This is a genomic window from Lentzea cavernae, assembly GCF_014653695.1.
Classification (GTDB): Bacteria; Actinomycetota; Actinomycetes; order Mycobacteriales; family Pseudonocardiaceae; genus Lentzea; species Lentzea cavernae.
Window position 1 is genome coordinate 226,137 of sequence record NZ_BNAR01000003.1, and the last position, 16,707, is coordinate 242,843.

General features: G+C 69.1%; 17 protein-coding genes and 1 riboswitch. Of the genes, 12 read left to right on the forward strand and 5 right to left on the reverse strand.

Features of this window, described 5'->3' with window-relative positions; all coding sequences use genetic code 11:
• Positions 1-32 precede the first annotated feature (32 nt).
• From dnaJ to IE307_RS11145, 3 genes are read left to right on the forward strand one after another with little or no spacing between them, the layout of a single operon-like run.
• Entirely contained in the window at positions 33-1,196 is a 1,164-nt protein-coding gene (dnaJ, locus tag IE307_RS11135) for a molecular chaperone DnaJ (protein WP_191297828.1), read from the forward strand.
• A 5-nt stretch (positions 1,197-1,201) separates the two neighbouring features.
• On the forward strand, positions 1,202-1,630 hold the full coding sequence (locus tag IE307_RS11140) for a heat shock protein transcriptional repressor HspR (RefSeq protein ID WP_191297829.1): 429 nt from the start codon (positions 1,202-1,204) through the stop codon (positions 1,628-1,630).
• Positions 1,627-1,965, forward strand: coding sequence for a hypothetical protein (locus IE307_RS11145; RefSeq protein ID WP_191297830.1), 339 nt, complete (start codon positions 1,627-1,629; stop codon positions 1,963-1,965). Before IE307_RS11140 ends, IE307_RS11145 begins: the two co-directional genes overlap by 4 nt.
• Position 1,966: 1 nt before the next feature.
• Here IE307_RS11145 and IE307_RS11150 read toward each other — a convergent pair whose 3' ends face one another.
• Positions 1,967-2,866, reverse strand: coding sequence for an SDR family oxidoreductase (locus tag IE307_RS11150; RefSeq protein ID WP_191297831.1), 900 nt, complete (start codon positions 2,864-2,866; stop codon positions 1,967-1,969).
• Positions 2,867-2,948: 82 nt separating this feature from the next.
• On the opposite strand from IE307_RS11150, the gene IE307_RS11155 reads away from it, so the two are divergent.
• Positions 2,949-3,524, forward strand: coding sequence for a TetR/AcrR family transcriptional regulator (locus tag IE307_RS11155; RefSeq protein WP_191297832.1), 576 nt, complete (start codon positions 2,949-2,951; stop codon positions 3,522-3,524).
• Here IE307_RS11155 and glyA read toward each other — a convergent pair.
• Together glyA and IE307_RS11165 are read right to left on the reverse strand one after the other, a co-directional pair.
• Positions 3,504-4,724: a serine hydroxymethyltransferase gene (gene glyA / locus IE307_RS11160; protein ID WP_191297833.1), complete on the reverse strand. Its 1,221-nt coding sequence runs from the start codon at positions 4,722-4,724 to the stop codon at positions 3,504-3,506. The two genes, IE307_RS11155 and glyA, sit on opposite strands and share 21 nt — an antisense overlap.
• Before the next feature lie 13 nt (positions 4,725-4,737).
• Positions 4,738-4,822, reverse strand: a riboswitch (ZMP/ZTP riboswitch).
• 6 nt (positions 4,823-4,828) lie between these two features.
• The gene (locus IE307_RS11165; RefSeq protein WP_229904693.1) at positions 4,829-5,932 is read right to left on the reverse strand and encodes an FAD-binding oxidoreductase; all 1,104 of its coding nucleotides are present in this window, start codon (positions 5,930-5,932) and stop codon (positions 4,829-4,831) included.
• 470 nt (positions 5,933-6,402) lie between these two features.
• Between IE307_RS11165 and IE307_RS11170 the strand changes: the two genes are divergently transcribed.
• Together IE307_RS11170 and IE307_RS11175 are read left to right on the forward strand one after the other, a co-directional pair.
• On the forward strand, positions 6,403-6,909 hold the full coding sequence (locus IE307_RS11170; protein WP_191297835.1) for a pyridoxamine 5'-phosphate oxidase family protein: 507 nt from the start codon (positions 6,403-6,405) through the stop codon (positions 6,907-6,909).
• Positions 6,910-7,398: 489 nt separating this feature from the next.
• A complete protein-coding gene (locus IE307_RS11175; protein ID WP_229904618.1) occupies positions 7,399-9,066 on the forward strand; it encodes an MDR family MFS transporter in 1,668 nt (555 codons plus the stop codon).
• Here IE307_RS11175 and IE307_RS11180 read toward each other — a convergent pair.
• On the reverse strand, positions 8,964-9,347 hold the full coding sequence (locus tag IE307_RS11180; protein ID WP_191297837.1) for a VOC family protein: 384 nt from the start codon (positions 9,345-9,347) through the stop codon (positions 8,964-8,966). The genes IE307_RS11175 and IE307_RS11180 overlap by 103 nt on opposite strands.
• 125 nt (positions 9,348-9,472) lie before the next feature.
• Between IE307_RS11180 and clpB the strand changes: the two genes are divergently transcribed.
• On the forward strand, positions 9,473-12,055 hold the full coding sequence (gene clpB, locus IE307_RS11185) for an ATP-dependent chaperone ClpB (protein ID WP_191297838.1): 2,583 nt from the start codon (positions 9,473-9,475) through the stop codon (positions 12,053-12,055).
• Positions 12,056-12,093: 38 nt separating this feature from the next.
• Positions 12,094-12,480, forward strand: coding sequence for a hypothetical protein (locus IE307_RS11190; protein ID WP_191297839.1), 387 nt, complete (start codon positions 12,094-12,096; stop codon positions 12,478-12,480).
• On the opposite strand, the gene IE307_RS11195 is transcribed toward IE307_RS11190, so the two are convergent.
• Positions 12,481-13,509: an aldo/keto reductase gene (locus IE307_RS11195; RefSeq protein ID WP_191297840.1), complete on the reverse strand. Its 1,029-nt coding sequence runs from the start codon at positions 13,507-13,509 to the stop codon at positions 12,481-12,483.
• Between the two features lie 111 nt (positions 13,510-13,620).
• Here IE307_RS11195 and IE307_RS11200 point away from each other — a divergent pair, with 111 nt between their 5' ends.
• From IE307_RS11200 to pyrE, 4 genes are all read left to right on the forward strand, one after another.
• Positions 13,621-14,436 (forward strand): helix-turn-helix transcriptional regulator, encoded by an 816-nt coding sequence (locus tag IE307_RS11200; protein ID WP_191297841.1) that lies wholly within the window; start codon positions 13,621-13,623, stop codon positions 14,434-14,436.
• 73 nt (positions 14,437-14,509) lie between these two features.
• The gene (locus tag IE307_RS11205; RefSeq protein WP_191297842.1) at positions 14,510-15,247 is read left to right on the forward strand and encodes a TtfA family protein; all 738 of its coding nucleotides are present in this window, start codon (positions 14,510-14,512) and stop codon (positions 15,245-15,247) included.
• A 45-nt stretch (positions 15,248-15,292) separates the two neighbouring features.
• Positions 15,293-16,066, forward strand: coding sequence for an SDR family NAD(P)-dependent oxidoreductase (locus IE307_RS11210; protein WP_191297843.1), 774 nt, complete (start codon positions 15,293-15,295; stop codon positions 16,064-16,066).
• A gap of 37 nt (positions 16,067-16,103) precedes the next feature.
• Positions 16,104-16,658, forward strand: coding sequence for an orotate phosphoribosyltransferase (gene pyrE, locus IE307_RS11215; RefSeq protein WP_191298346.1), 555 nt, complete (start codon positions 16,104-16,106; stop codon positions 16,656-16,658).
• Positions 16,659-16,707: the final 49 nt, after the last annotated feature.

The window sequence follows — 16,707 nt, forward strand, 5'->3', positions numbered from 1 at the left end:
TCTATTCCTCTAGGGGAAGGAGGAGCCGTCCGGTGAGTCAGAGGGACTGGATCGAGAAGGACTTCTACCGCGAGCTGGGCGTCTCCTCCGAGGCGTCCGCGGACGAGATCAAGAAGTCGTACCGCAAGCTCGCCCGCGAGCTGCACCCCGACGCAAATCCCGGTGACGCCAAGGCCGAGGCCCGCTTCAAGGCGGTCTCCGAGGCCTACGGCGTCCTGTCGGACGCGGCCAAGCGCAAGCAGTACGACGAGGCCCGCCGCCTGTTCGCGGGAGGCGGGGGTTTCCCCGGCTCCGGTGGCTTCGGCGCCGGCGGCTTCGACGTCAACGACCTGTTCGGCCGTGCCGCGCAGAACACCGGTGGCGGCGGCCTGGGCGACCTGCTCGGCGGCCTGTTCAACCGGCGCGGCGGCGCGTCACCCGGCTCGGCCACGCGCCCGCGCCGCGGTGAGGACGTCGAGACCGACGTCCGCATCGACTTCACCGAGGCGGTGAAGGGGGCGACGGTGCCGTTGCGCCTGTCCTCTCCCGCCGCCTGCACGACCTGCAACGGTTCCGGTGCCAAGCCGGGCACCACGCCGCACCAGTGCGCGACGTGTTCGGGTTCCGGCCTGGTCACGCGCTCACAGGGCGCGTTCGCGTTCAGCGAGCCGTGCCGCGACTGCCGCGGCACCGGCAAGATCATCGACGACCCGTGCCCCGAGTGCGGTGGCGACGGCGTCAGCACCCGCACCCGCACGCTGACCGTGCGGATCCCGTCGGGAGTCGACGACGGCCAGCGGATACGCCTTGCGGGACAAGGCGAACCGGGGCGCAACGGTGGCCCGAACGGTGATCTGTTCGTGCGCGTGCACGTCAACCCGCACAGCGTGTTCGGCCGTCAGGGCAACGACCTGACGCTGACGGCGCCGATGACGTTCTCCGAGCTCGCGCTCGGGGCGACGTTGACCGTGCCGACGCTGGACGGCAAGGTGACCTTGAAGGTGCCCGCGGGCACCGCCTCCGGGCGAGTGCTGAGGGCACGGGGCAAGGGGATCACGAAGCGGGACGGGACCGCGGGAGATCTCCTGATCACCCTGGAGGTCGCGGTGCCGAACAACCTCTCGTCCGAGGCCCGCAAGGCCCTCGAGGCGTACGCCGGCGTGACGACGGACCACGACCCGCGCGGTGATCTGAACGCACTCCTTGAAGGGCGGTGAGTTCGGTGGGTTTTCCGTTCCCTCCCGGGACTGATGAAGACACGCCGTTCTTCGTGATCTCGGTGGCGGCCCAGCTGTCGGGCCTGCACGCCCAGACCCTGCGGTCCTACGACCGGCTGGGCCTGGTCTCGCCGGGCCGCACCAACGGCGGCGGCCGCCGCTACTCCATGCGCGACATCGTGCTGCTGCGCGAGGTCCAGCGCCTGTCGCAGGACGAGGGCGTGAACCTCGCCGGCATCAAGCGCATCATCGACCTGGAAAACCAGGTGGACGCTCTGCAGTCGCGGGTTGTAGAACTCCAGCAGGAACTCGCACAGGCCTTGGCGGCGGCCGATTCCACGGCCGCCGCGGTGCACGCTTCCTACCGTCGTGATCTCGTGCCGATCCGGCAGGAGACCGCCCTCGTCGTCTGGAAACCGAAGCCCCGCAAATGATCGAGCGCCTGTACGACGTCTTCGCGATGCCGCGTCCGCGAGTGGTCGAGTTCTGCGACCACTGCGTCACCCCGCAGGACGTGGCGCCGTTCACGACCGTTCCGCTGCGCGAGCTGACGGCTGAAGACGTCGAGAGGTTCTGGCTCAAGTCGGGGACGATCGGCGACGAGAACTTCGTGCGCTACCTGCTTCCGCGCGTGATGGAGCTGATCACGTCGGGCGAGCTGGAAGCGGACTTCTACTGGCTGCGCCTGATCGACGAGACCCGCGGCAGGAGCGACCAGCGCGAGCAACGGGTGATCGACGACTGGCTGCGCGAGCAGGGCTTGCCCTGACTCACCGCTGCTCGAAGTAGAACCCGGTCTCCAGGTCCTCCAGGAGGCCGGGTTCCTTCGGCTCCCAGCCCAGCAACGCCTTCGTGCGCGCGGCGGACGTCGGAGCGTCCCGCGAGACCATGAACGCGAGCGGGCCGAAGTGCTCCTGCGCGCGCTCCGCCGGGATGCTCTCGACCGGCACGTCCAGCTTCCGCCCGATCACCTCGGCGATCTCCCGCATCGTGACGGCCTCCTCGGCGACCGCGTGCAGCACCGAACCCGCGGGCGCCTTCTCGGCAGCCAGCCGGTAGAGCCGTGCCGCGTCCAGCGTGTGCCCGGCGGACCAGCGGTTCGCGCCGTCGCCGGGGTAGCCGGAAACGCCTGTGGCACGGGCGGTCCTGACGAGGATCGGGATGAACCCGGCCGTGTCCAGTGCACTGTGGACGGTCGGCGGCAGCACCACGACCGAGCCGCGGACGTCCTGGGCGTCGAGGATCTCGTTGCGCGCGGCGCCACGCGGGCCCTCGCTCGGGATCCGCTCCTCCTCCGTGGCGGTGCGGCCGAGGCCCGAGTAGGCCAGCGTGCCCGCGGTGCCGATCAGCGCCTTGCCGGTGCCGGACAGTTCGCCCAGGAACGCGCGCACCACGGCGAGGTCGGCGTCCGACGCGCCCTGGTAGTCGCCCGCGTACATCTCCTCGTGCTTGAACGCCAGGTGGATCACGGCGTCCGCCTCGGCCGCGCCCTTGCGCAGCCCGTCCAGGTCGTCGAGGTCGCCGCGCCGGACGGCGGCCCCCTGGGCTTCGAGCTTGGCGGCGGACGCGTCGGAGCGGGCGAGCCCGACGACCTCGTGGCCCGCGCGCAGCAGTTCCGGGACCAGGGCCGAGCCGACGTGGCCGCTGGCACCCGTGACGAAGACCTTCATGGCACTTCCTTCAAGTGATGGGACTTGGTCTCATCACCGTAGCAGAGTGATGGGACCAAGTCGCATCACTTAGGATGGAGGCATGGGTCGATGGGAGCCGGACGCGCGGGAGCGGTTGGTGCGCGCCGCACTCGACCTGTTCGGCGAGCAGGGGTACGAGAACACCGCGGTCGCGCAGATCGCCGAGCGCGCCGGACTCACGAAGAGCACGTTCTTCCGGCACTTCCGGGACAAGCGCGAGGTGCTGTTCGGCGGGCAGGACGTGCTGGCCGGGCTGATGGTCGGCGCGATCGCCGCAACGCCCGCGGAGGCGGGTCCGCTGGTGGCGGTCGAGGCGGCGCTGGTGGCGACGGCGGAGACGTTCACGGACGAGCGCCGGGCGCACGGGCCGCAGCGGCTGGCGGTGATCGCGAGCAACGACGAGCTGCGCGAGCGGTCCGCGCTGAAGATGGTCGGGTTCGCCGTCGCGATGACGGACGCGCTGAAGCGGCGCGGGGTGCCGGAGCTGGAGGCCGCCGTGGCCGCGGAACTCGGCGTGCTGGCGTTCAACCACGGCTACGAGCAGTGGCTGGAGGCCGGCGGGGACTTCGGTGAGATCGCCCGCCGGACGCTCCGTGACGTGCGGGAAGCCGTCAGGTCACTCGACGGAGCCGAGTAGCTCCTCGACCTCGGCGGCGATGCGGTCCAGCGCCTCGCCGTCGTCGTGGGCGGCGATCGCGCGGTCCATCCAGCCGGCGATCAACGGCATGTGCTCCGGCTTGAGGCCGCGCGTGGTGACGCCGGGGGTGCCGAGCCGGATGCCGGACGGGTCGAACGGCTTGCGGCTGTCGAACGGGACGGCGTTGTAGTTCAGCTCGATGCCCGCCCGGTCGAGCGCCTGCGCGGCCGGCTTGCCGCCGATCAGCTTCGACGTCAGGTCGATCAGCACCAGGTGGTTGTCCGTGCCGCCGGACACCAGGTCGAACCCGCGTTCGGTCAACGCCTCCGCGAGCGCCTGCGCGTTCTTCACGATCAGGTGCGCGTACTCGCGGAACTCCGGCTGGGCCGCTTCCTTCAGCGCCACCGCGATCGCGGCGGTGGTGTGGTTGTGCGGGCCGCCCTGCAGACCGGGGAAGATCGCCCGGTCGACCGCCTTCGCGTGCTCGGCGTCGGTGAGGATCATGGCGCCGCGCGGGCCGCGCAGCGTCTTGTGCGTGGTCGTGGTGATCACCGGCGCGTGCCCGACCGGCGACGGGTGCGAGCCGCCAGCGACGAGACCCGCGATGTGCGCGATGTCGGCGACCAGGAGCGCGCCGACCTCGTTCGCGATCTCGGCGAACGCCGGGAAGTCGATGGTGCGCGGGATCGCCGTGCCGCCGCAGAAGATCACCTTCGGGCGTTGCGCCAGCGCGAGCGTGCGGACGTCGTCCATGTCGACGCGTCCGGTGTCCTTGCGGACCTCGTACTGGACGCTGCGGAACCACTTGCCGGTCGCCGAGACGCTCCAGCCGTGCGTGAGGTGCCCGCCCATCGGCAGGGACATGCCCATCACGGTGTCGCCCGGCTGCAGGAACGCCAGGTAGACGGCGAGGTTCGCCGGGGAGCCCGAGTACGGCTGGACGTTCGCGTGGTCGACGCCGAAGAGCGCCTTCGCGCGGTCCTGCGCCAGCAGTTCGACCTGGTCGATGACCTGCTGGCCCTCGTAGTACCGCTTGCCGGGGTAGCCCTCGGAGTACTTGTTCGTCAGCACCGAGCCTGTTGCCTCAAGCACGGCCGCCGACACGTCGTTCTCCGACGCGATCATGCGCAGCTTGCGGGCCTGACGACGTTCCTCGGCCTGGATCAGGGTGGCGATCTCGGGATCGACTTCGCGCAGCACGGCATCACTCCGTGCCGGGCACCCAGGCGTTCGGTGCGCTCGGCCGTCGCTTCCCGGTGGTCAGTTCCACCCTCGGCACGCCAGTCGCTTACGACGTGCCGAGTTTAGTCCAGCGTGAACGGGTCGTACTTGATCCGGTCGAGCGGAGTTCCGGCGACGAGCATGCGGGACACCGTCGACCTGATCATGGCGGGACTGCCGCAGACCAGGACGTCGCGGTCCTCCCAGGCTCCGTAGCGCGTGACCACGTCGGCGAGGCTGCCCTGCTCGACACCCCGGACGCCGGGATCGGACTCCAGCACCGGCACGACCGTGAGCCACGGGTTCGTGGTCGCGATGCGCTGCAGGTTGTCCAGGTCGTAGAGGTCCTCGCGGGTTCGGCCGCCGTAGAACAGGTGCACGCGCGGGTTCTCGCCGTACTGCGCCATCTCGTCGATCATGGCGTGCATCGGCGCGACACCCGTGCCACCGGCCACCATCAGGATGTCGGTCCCGGACGTGCGGTCGACCGAGAGACGTCCCATGGGCGGTCCGATGCGCCACGTGTCACCGGCCTGCGTGTGGCCGACCACCGAGCGCGACACCCAGCCGCCGTCCACGGACCGGATGTGAAACTCGATGACGCCGTCCTCGCGCGGGGCGTTCGCCGGCGAGTAGTACCGCCACAGGCGCTTGCGCTGCGGCGTCTCCACGCTGACGTACTGACCGGCCTTGTAGCTGACCGGGTGGTCCGGCTGCAGGCGCACGACGGCCAGGTCCCACGAGACGCGCTGGTGCTCCAGCACCGTCGCGTGCCAGTAGGCGGGCCCGTTGTCGGCGTCGGCCGCCTCCTGCATCGCCCTGGCCATGAGGGTGTAGGCCTCGGCCCACGCCATCTCGACCTTCGGCGTCCAGGCGGCACCGGAGAACTTCTTCACCGCGGACAGCAGTGCGGTCCCGACCGCCTCGTAGTGGACGTTGATGACACCGAACTTCCGGTGGTCACGACCCAGCTGACGCAGGAAGGGGATGAGGTCGTCCGGGCGGTCGACCATCTGCACCACGTGCACGAGGGCGCGCAGCAGACGGCTGCGTTGCACCTCCATGTTCGCGGGGAACATCTCGCGTGTGGCAGGCGAGAGCGAGAAGAGCATTCCGTAGAAGAACTTCGCCACTTCTTCGGAGTGCGGCTCCACCACCGCGAAGCTCTCCCGGATCATCCGCACCATCGCGGTGACGCCGGGGGGTGGCTCTCGGTGAGGCGGGGTAGGGATGGGGCTCAGCACAGCGTTCGCAGTCATGGTCCGCGCGCAGTCTCCACGTTCTCATCGGCGTTCTCAGTGGTGCCCGGCAAGGCACCGTACGTCCTCGTCAAGCATCCGTCCCCCGACAGGGTGGACAGTAACCCCTGTTCGAGCTGTTTGACCCCTTGATGCCACCTTCGAGCGAAGCATGGTCACTCTAGGTGAGTAGTTGTTACCGCAACAGTGTGAATGTGAGGGTCCGTCTGTACCGGCTTGCGCGCTTGCGTGCTTGGGTTGGCCGCGTGTCCCTGCCTGAACTGACTGAAACCACCTCACCCGACCGTGTCGAACTTCCTGGCTCACGGGGTGAGCACTTCCTCCAATGTGCCCTGGAGACGTCCGATCGCGCTACACGCTTCTACTCGGACCAGGTTCTGGATCATCTGAATCCGGCGATGGCGGAGTTCGTTGGTCGGATGGAGATGGCGTTCATCTCGACTGCTGATGCTGACGGGGAGTGCGACTCGTCGTTGCGGGCTGGGGCGGCTGGGTTCATCCGGGTGGTCGACTCGCGGACCGTTGTGTATCCGGAGTACCGGGGGAACGGGGTGATGGCGTCCCTCGGGAACATCATGGAGAACCCGCACGTCGGGATGTTGATGGTGGACTTTGCGGAGGATCTGATCGGGTTGCACGTGAACGGGCGGGCTCGGATTGCTCCGGTGGAGGAGTTCGCTGAGCTTGCCGGTGATGGGGATGAAGGGGCTGGGGAGCCTGGGGGGAAGAAGGTTGAGCGGTGGGTGGTGGTGGAGGTGCAGGAGGCCTACATCCACTGTCGGAAGCACATCCCGCGGATGGTGCCGGTGGATCGGGTTCGGCACTGGGGGACGGATGATGCGAAGAGGAAGGGTGGGGACTTCTTCGGGGTGAAGGCGGACAAGATGAGTCCGGCTGAGGGCTGACGTGGTCGTGTTCGCGTTGTCGCGGGTGGGTCGCCTTGCGGGCGGCCCGTTGCGTTGAGTGCTTCCTCTGGGGGCTCTGCCCCCAGACCCCCGGCAATCTGATCGGGGGGTAGCGCCGTGAGCAGGTTGATGGCACGCCTGTTGCGTTGGGCGGCTGCGCGTTGAGTTCGTGGTTGCGTTGGCGGTGGGGTCCCGTCACAAGCCGCACCAGGAGCTGGCCACATGCAGGTAGGGGTGTCAACTCGACAAAAAGCGCGTCGAGTTGACACCCCTACCTGCATGCAGCAAGAGCTGTGGCGCGACTCGTGACGGGACCCCACCGCCCAAGCCGTTTGCTAAGGACGGCTCGCCTTCGGCTTCGCGTGCGATCTGGGCTCTAGTGGGCGGCGTGACTCTGGTGTGACGTATCAGCCACCGATTTAGTTGGCCTAGCTAACTATCTCCAGATATAGTTGTATGACATCAACTAATTACTGGAGGTGTGCCGGTTTGAGTCGGCCCTCGTCGCATCGGGAGATCCTCGAAGCGCTGTCAGGCATCTGGGTAGCGCTGCTGGTTGCCATTCTGAGTTCCACCATCGTCTCGAACGCTCTCCCGACGATCCTGGCCGACCTGAAGGGCACGCAGACCCAGTACACGTGGGTCATCACGTCCATGTTGCTGGCGTCCACGGCCAGCACGCCCCTGTGGGGCAAGTTGGCGGACCTGTTCGACAAGAAGAAGTTGCTGCAGGCGGCGATCGTGTTGTTCGTCGTCGGGTCTGTGGCGGCCGGGTTCAGTCAGAACATGGAGCAGCTCATCGGGTTCCGGGTCGTGCAGGGGCTCGGGATGGGTGGTGTGCAGGCGCTGGGGCAGGTGGTCGTCGGTGCGCTGCTGAGTCCTCGTGAGCGTGGGCGGTACAGCGGGTACACCGGGATGGTGATCTCCGCCGGGACCGTGGGCGGGCCGTTGGTCGGTGGGTTCCTGGTGGACTGGCCGGGGTGGCGGTGGTGTTTCTTCGTCTGCGTGCCGTTGGCGCTGGTGGCGCTGGGCGTGTTGCACAAGACGTTGCACCTGCCGGTCAAGAAGCAGCACGTGAAGATCGACTACCTCGGGGCCACGTTGATCACCGGTGGTGTGAGCCTGGTGCTGATGTGGGTGTCGTTCGCGGGCAAGGACTTCGCCTGGGTCAGCGGGGAGAGCGCGCTGTTCGTCGGTGGGGCGGTGCTGGCGATCGTGGGGGCCTACTTCGTCGAGCGGCGGGCGTCCGCGCCGATCATTCCGCTGCACCTGTTCAAGAATCGGACCGTGGTGCTGGCGATGCTCGGGGGTGTTGCCGTTGGTACGGCGATGTTCGGGGCGTCGGTGTTCATGGGGCAGTACTTTCAGATCGCGCGGGGGTTCTCGCCCACCAAGGCCGGGTTGTTGACGGTGCCGTTGGTGTTGGGGCTGAGCATCTCGTCGACGGTCAGCGGGCAGTTGATCGCCAAGAGCGGCAGGTGGAAGAGCTACCTGGTGTGGGGGGCGTTCTCGCTGGTCGTGGGGTTGACGTTGCTCGGGACGATCGACCACGGGACGAACCTGGTGTTGATGGGGGCCTACCTGGCGCTGGTCGGTGTCGGGCTGGGGCTCACCATGCAGAACCTGGTGCTGGCCGTGCAGAACGGTGTGGGGATGGCCGATCTCGGAGCGGCCAGTTCCACGGCCACGTTCCTGCGGTCGCTGGGTGGGACGGCCGGCGTCTCGGTGCTCGGGGCCGTGCTGGCGGCCCAGGTGAGCACGAAGACGCTCGACCCGGGGTCCCTCTCCCCCGCGGTGCGGAACTCCTACGGGGACGCGATGGGTGAGTTGTTCCTCATCGCCGCCGGTCTCGCGGTGTTCACGGTGATCGCGGTGCTGCTGATCAAGGAGCAGCCGTTGCGGGACTCGGTGGACGACGAGGTTGTCACTCCAACGGGTTCTGGTGCACGGACGGTCGCGACTGAGCTGCACTCTCCTGTGGATACTGACCTGCGGATTGTGGACAACTCAGGGACCGTTGTGGACAAGCCGTTGGTGCTTTCGAGTGACAGTGGTCAGGAGGTCGCGGCGCGTTCGGCTGCGCTGCGTTCCACGCAGAACTCGTTGCCCTCCGGGTCGCGCAGGGTGACCCAGCCGGTGCCGTCCGGCCTGCGCTGATCGTCGAAGACCGTCGCGCCGATGCCCACCAGGCGTTCCACCTCCTCGTCGCGGGTGGCGTCGGTGGGCTGCAGGTCGAGGTGCAGGCGGTTCTTGAGGTCCTTGCCCTCGGGCACGTTGATGAACAGGTAGCGGATGCCGTTCGGCATCTCGATGAGGGACTCCGGGTCGCCGGGGTTGTCGTCGGGGTGCAACGGCAGGCCCAGGACCTTGCTCCACCACGAGGCGATCTCGTAGGAGTCGCGCGTGTCGACGGTGATGCTGTGGATGATGGACGTCATGAGCTGATCTTCGCCTAGTCGGCGTGTGATCTGGACCGATTTCAAGGTTGAGCGGAACACGCTCAACTTTTCTGACGTTGTGCTGCATGATGGTCCATGCTGGAGGCTGACCACGAGGTGGAGGAATGGACGCTTTCAACCCGACGACCAAGACGCAGCAGGCCGTTTCCGCGGCGGTGCAGGCCGCGACGCTCAACGGGAACCCGGACGTGGGTTCCGTGCACCTGCTCAGTGCGCTGCTGGCGCAGACGGACGGGTTGACCGCGCCGTTGCTCGAAGCGGTCGGCGCTGACGCGACGCAGGTGCGCAAGGAGCTCGAGCAGCTCTCCCGGTCGCTGCCGAGCGCTTCCGGTTCCACCGTGTCCGCCCCGCAGCTGTCGCGCGACGCCGTGCGGGTGATCGGCAAGGCGCAGGAGCTCGCGACCGAGATGGGCGACGAGTACGTGTCGACCGAGCACCTGCTGGTCGGGCTCGCGCAGCACGGTGGCCAGGTGGCCGACCTGCTGCGGCGCCACGGTGCCACGCCCGACGCGCTGACCGAGGCGTTCGCCAAGGTGCGCGGGTCGGCGCGGGTGACGTCGGCCGATCCCGAGGGCACCTACAAGGCGCTGGAGAAGTACGGCGTCGACCTGACCGAACGTGCGCGCAAGGGCGAGCTCGACCCCGTGATCGGCCGTGACGCCGAGATCCGGCGGGTCGTGCAGGTGCTGTCGCGGCGCACCAAGAACAACCCGGTGCTGATCGGCGAGCCCGGTGTCGGCAAGACGGCGATCGTCGAGGGCCTGGCGCAGCGCGTCGTGGCCGGTGACGTGCCGGAGTCGTTGCGCGGCAAGAAGGTCGTGTCCCTGGACCTCGGCTCGATGGTCGCGGGCGCCAAGTACCGCGGTGAGTTCGAGGAGCGGCTCAAGGCCGTTCTCAAGGAGATCACCGACTCGGCCGGGCAGGTCATCACGTTCATCGACGAGCTGCACACGATCGTCGGTGCCGGCGCGACCGGGGAGTCGGCGATGGACGCCGGCAACATGATCAAGCCGATGCTCGCCCGCGGTGAGTTGCGCATGGTCGGTGCCACGACCCTGGACGAGTACCGCGAGCACATCGAGAAGGACGCCGCCCTGGAGCGCCGCTTCCAGCAGGTGCTGGTCGGCGAGCCGTCGGTGGAGGACACGGTCGGCATCCTGCGCGGGCTCAAGGAGCGTTACGAGGTGCACCACGGTGTGCGCATCACGGACGCCGCGCTCGTCGCCGCCTCCACGCTTTCGGACCGCTACATCACCGCGCGCTTCCTGCCGGACAAGGCCATCGACCTCGTCGACGAGGCCGCGTCCCGGCTGCGCATGGAGATCGACTCCCGTCCCGTCGAGATCGACACCGTCGAACGCGCCGTGCGCCGCCTCGAGATCGAGGAGATGGCGCTCGCGAAGGAGTCCGACGCGGCGTCGGTCGAACGGCTGCACGCGCTGCGCGCCGAGCTCGCGGAGAAGCGCGAGGAACTGGCAGGCCTCACCGCCCGCTGGCAGAACGAGAAGGGCTCCATCGACCGCGTGCGCGGCCTGAAGGAGCAGCTGGAGTCGTTGCGCGGCGAGTCCGAACGCGCTGAGCGCGACGGCGACCTCGGCCGTGCCGCCGAACTGCGCTACGGCCGGATTCCCGAGCTGGAGAAGGAACTCGCGGTCGCCGCCGAGTCCACTCAGGACGCCGCGATGCTCAAGGAGGAGGTCGGCCCGGACGACGTCGCGGACGTGGTGGCGGCGTGGACCGGCATCCCCGCGGGCCGGTTGCTGGAAGGCGAGACCGCCAAGCTGCTCCGCATGGAGGACGAGCTCGGCCGCCGCGTCGTGGGCCAGGCCGAGGCCGTGCGCGTCGTGTCGGACGCGGTGCGCAGGACGCGCGCCGGAGTCGCCGACCCGGACCGCCCGACGGGCTCGTTCCTGTTCCTCGGCCCCACCGGCGTCGGCAAGACGGAGCTCGCGAAGGCGCTGGCGTCGTTCCTGTTCGACGACGAGCGGGCGATGATCCGCATCGACATGAGCGAGTACTCCGAGAAGCACTCGGTGGCCCGCCTGGTCGGTGCGCCTCCCGGCTACGTCGGCTACGACCAGGGCGGCCAGCTCACCGAGTCGGTCCGCCGCCGCCCGTACTCCGTCGTGCTGCTGGACGAGGTCGAGAAGGCGCACCCGGACGTGTTCGACGTCCTGCTGCAGGTTCTCGACGACGGCCGGCTCACGGACGGACAGGGCCGCACGGTCGACTTCCGCAACACGATCCTGGTGCTCACGTCGAACCTGGGCTCGCAGACCATCGTGAACCCGTCGCTCACCGACCGGGAGCGCCGCGACGCGGTGATGGCCGTGGTGCAGCGGCACTTCAAGCCGGAGTTCCTGAACCGGCTGGACGACGTCGTGGTGTTCCACGCGCTCGCCACCGAGGAGCTGACGTCCATCGTGGACATCCAGATCGCCAGGCTGGCGGACCGCCTCGCGGCCCGGCGCCTGACGCTGGACGTCACGGCGTCCGCCCGCGACTGGCTGGCGCTCAACGGCTTCGACCCGATCTACGGCGCCCGGCCGCTGCGGCGGCTCGTGCAGTCGGCGATCGGCGACCAGCTGGCCAAGGAGCTGCTGGCCGGTGAGGTGCGGGACGGCGACACGGTCCGGGTCGACGTGCTGGACGACAACAGCGGCCTGATCGTGGGCCGCACCGCGTGACGTCGGGATCCCCCGCGAGACCTGTAGGTTCGGGTCTCGTGGGGGATCTTCGCTATGTCAGGTACCAGGCGGTCGAGGCCAACTCCAGAGGCGGCTTCTCCGGGATCTTCGGGCTGGCCAACGGCTTGCGCCGCGGTGGCCGGCTCACCGGCGAACAAGAAGCGTTCATGCGTGCCGGCAACGCCTGGTACGACGCCGCCTACACCGACCCGTCGACGGTCGACCCGACGGTCTACGACCGCGAGGTCAACCCCGGTGCCGTCGCCTGGTTCAAGGTGGAGGCGGCGCACCTGCTGGAGCGCGTCCCCGGCTACCTGGCCCTGCTCGACGCCCACGGCGTGCGCTGGGAGCGGCTGGAGAGCGACGACCCCGGCCGGATCGTCTACGAGGACGCCGACCAGGTCGTCGTGGTGCCGCACGCGTAGTCAGCGGCTCTCGACCTTCAAATCGCCCGACATCACCGCGCGGATGTGGTCACCGGTGAGCATGTCGTGCGGGTAACCGAGCTCGATCGCGCTCACCGCGTCGAGCCGCGCCACCTGTTCGTCCGTCAGCGAGACCTCCAGCGCGCCCAGGTTCCCCTGCAGCTGCTCAGGTGTGCGAGCACCGATCACGGGCGCCGTCACGCCGGGCTGCCGGAGGTTCCACGCCAGCGCGACCTGGGCGGGCGTGCGCTCCACCTCCACGGCCACCTCCCGCACGGCGTCGGCGATCGCCAGCGTGCGCTCGGTGACCATGCCCAGCCCGGCGTTGAAGCTCCTGCGGGTGCTGCCGGTGTCCGCGGCGGGCGAGGAGTACTTGCCGGACAGCACGCCGCCGCCCAGCGGTGAGAACGGCGACACGCCCAGTCCCAGCGCCCGCGCCATCGGGATCAGGTCGCGTTCCCCGCCGCGGTTGATGAGGCTGTACTCGATCTGCAGCGCCACCAGCGATGACCAGCCGCGCAGGTCGGCGACCGCCTGCATGCGGGAGATCTCCCAGGCCGGGGTGTTGGACATGCCCACGTACAGGACCTTGCCCTGCCGGACCAGGTCGTCCAGGCCGCGCAGCACCTCGTCGAACGGCGTCGACGCGTCCCAGACGTGCACGTACAGCAGGTCCACGTGGTCCGTGCCCAGGCGGCGCAGGCTGGTCTCCACGGACGCGAACAGGTTCTTGCGGTGGGAGCCGCCGGAGTTCGGGTCGCCGGGGGTGCGCAGGGTCGAGTACTTCGTCGCCAGCACGAGGCCGGGACGACGGCCCCGCACGAGCTCGCCCAGCATCTCCTCCGAACCGCCGTAGGAGGCTGCGGTGTCGATGAAGTTGCCGCCGCGCTCCACGTAGATCTCGAACAGCCTGCGCGCGTCGTCCGGCGAGGAGCCCCAGCCCCACTCGTTGCCGAAGGTCGCCGTGCCCAGGGCCAGCGGTGAGACCCGCAGTCCGGAACGGCCCAGCAGCCGGTAGGTGTCCAGCACGGTGTTCCTCCCCTTGAAGTGGTGTGCCACCAGCCTGCGATCGCCGCACGACGGGGGTAAGGGAAGGAACTTCCTGGGAACACGGGTCCTACCCGGACTGTTGAACGGGCCATGGTCACCGACGTGGCGCAAGAGCTGGCCTCGTTCCTCAGGAGCAGGCGCGAACGGTTGGATCCGGCCCAGCTCGGCCTGCCTGTGCGCCGGCAACGACGCACTCCTGGGCTGCGCCGGGAGGAGGTCGCGGAGCTGGCGGGCGTCAGCGTCGACTACGTCGTGCGGCTCGAGCAGGCCCGCGGGCTGCGGCCGTCGGCGGACGTCGTGGAGGCGCTGGCCGGTGCGTTGCGCCTCGACAGCGACGAACGCGCCTACTTCTTCGGCCTGGCCCGGCAACGGCCTCGCGTGGAGGCGAAGGCCGCCACGGAGGCGGCGCCGTCGCTGGTCCAGCTCGTCGCGGACCTGTCACCGCGACCGGCCATGGTGATGAACCACCGCTTCGACCTCCTCGCGTGGAACGACGAGATGGTCGAGGTGCTGCTCGACTTCGACACGCTGCCGCCCTCGCACCGCAACGCCATCTGGCTGTGCCTGCTGCACCCGGAGATCCGCGAGCTCTACGTCGACCGCGAGCGCGTCGTGCGTGAAGGGGTCGCCCACCTGCGCACCGCGTGGGCCGCGCACCCGGACGACCGGGTGCTGGCGGACCTCATCGCCGAATGTGCCACCGGTGACGAGGAATTCGCCAGGTTGTGGTCCACAGGGGACGTGAGGCACAACGGTCGTGGCCACAAGGTGATGCGTCATCCACGCGCAGGTGAGATCACCCTGCGGTTCGAGACGCTCACGCCGACGCAGGACCCGGACCAGTTGCTGGTGGTCTACCGCCCGGCGGACGACGCGAGCCGGGCGGCCATGGACCTCTTGACCTGAGGAAAGGCACGGCCGGGTCACGACGCGCGGAAGTGATCTTCGTTCCACGCCCCCGACCCACTAGGCTTCAGCTGTGGGCATACCGGCGTGGGTCTGGTTCACCGTCGCCGCGGTGGCGGGTGTGGCGGGGTTCGCCCTGCTCGCGACCGACCGGGCGCAACGAACCGCACGAAATCGTGAACGGCGCCGTTGGGCTGCCCTGCGCGGCTGGCAGTTCGAGGAGACAGACCACGTGCTGCCGACCCGGTGGGAAGCCGGGGCCATCGCGTACTACGGCACGGGCCTCGCCCGTGACGTCGTCGCGGGCTCCACCTTCACCGCGGACGGCCGCAGGCAGGTCTACGTCCTCGACCACGAGACCGGCGGCAAGGTCAACTCGGTGCTGGTCGGCGTGCGCTGCCGCAGGGCGCTGTCGGTGGTGATCGAGCTGTGGCTGTCGACCGTGCCGTTCCAGCGCGACAACGACAAGATGCCGATGCCCGACCTGCTCGGGCCGGTGGGGTCGCGGTACGCGTTCGTCACGGACGTGCCGGCCGCCCGCAAGGTCATCACCCCGGACCTGATCGACGCAGCCGAGGAGATCGGCGGCGACGTCACGGTCGTCTGGATGGAGAACGACTGGGTGCTGGCCGCCGCGCCGCCCAACTCGTCGCCCGCGCGCCTCGAACGGCTGCTGCGCGACGTCGGTGAGCTCGCGGACGTCATCGACCCGTTCGACCCGGACCCCTCCGAGCGCGAGGAGGAGCCGGTGGCGGAGGAAGACGAGGGCGGCGAGGTCTACCGCCCGTCGTTCGGCCGCAAGCAGCCCTAGGGCCTGTGCCCTAGGAGCCGTATCGCTTTCCGGTTACCGTTCGGTATGCCAACCGCACTGGTGACCGGATCGACCGTCGGGATCGGAGCCGCGTTCGCGCGCAGGCTCGCGGCGGAGGGGTACGACCTCGTTCTGGTCGCGCGCACCGCGCCCGCGCTCGAGGAACTCGCGAAGAAGCTGCACGACCGCCACGGCGTGAACGTCGACGTCCTGCCGGCCGACCTGAGCGACCCGCAGGACCGCCTGAAGGTCGAGCAGCGGCTGGCGGAGTCGGCCGTGGACCTGCTGGTCAACAACGCGGGCTTCGCGAACACCGGTGAGTTCTTCGACGCGGACGTCGAGAAGCTGCAGGCCCAGCTCGACGTCAACGTCGCCACGGTGCTGCGCCTGACCAGGGCCGCGCTCCCGGCGATGATCGCGCGCGGCAAGGGCGACGTGATCAACGTGTCCAGCGTCGCCAGCTTCCTGCCCGGCCGCGGCACCAGCTACAGCGCCGACAAGGCGTGGGTGACGGCGTTCTCCGAGGGCATCGCGCTCGCGGCGGAGGGCACCGGCGTGCGGGTCATGGCGCTCGCCCCCGGTTTCGTGCGGACCGAGTTCCACAAGCGCGCGAAGATCGACATGTCGAAGACGCCGAACTGGCTCTACGTCGACGCCGACAAGCTCGTGCACGAGGGTCTGCGCGACCTGCGCCGCGGCAAGCCGCTGTCGATCCCCGGCGCGCAGTACAAGGCGATCGTGACCGTCTCGAGGCTGCTGCCGCGGGCGCTCGTGCGCAGGATGGCGTCGCGGTTCGCGGGTGGCCGTGGGCGCACCTGAGCGGCGTGTGCGAGGCTGACGACCCGTGCGAACTGAAGTGGTCTTGGACGCGAACGCTAAGTCGGAACTCGCTCGCCTCGTGAGCGAATTGGCCGTGGTGCACGGCAAGGTGACCCTGTCGAGCGGCAAGGAAGCCGACTACTACGTCGACCTGCGGCGGGCGACGCTGCACCACGCGGCGGCGCCGTTGATCGGCAAGCTGCTGCGGCAGCTCACGTCGGACTGGGACTTCGTCGCCGTCGGCGGTCTCACGCTCGGTGCGGACCCCGTCGCCTACGCGATGATGCACTCCGCCGGGGCTGACGGTGACGTGCTCGACGCGTTCGTCGTGCGCAAGGCGAACAAGGCGCACGGCATGCAGCGGCAGATCGAGGGCATCGACGTGCGCGGCCAGCGCGTGCTCGCGGTCGAGGACACCTCCACCACGGGTGGTTCGGTCCTCACGGCTGTCGCGGCGCTGCGCGAGCACGGTGCCGACGTCATCGGCGTGGCCACGGTCGTCGACCGCGGCACGGGCGCCAAGGAGGCCATCGAGGCCGAGGGTCTGCAGTACCGCTACCTGCTCGACCTGAACGACCTCGGACTCGCCTGAGGTTTTATCCAGAGCGCTTCGAGCCACCCCGTCCTAGTCTGGAGGACGG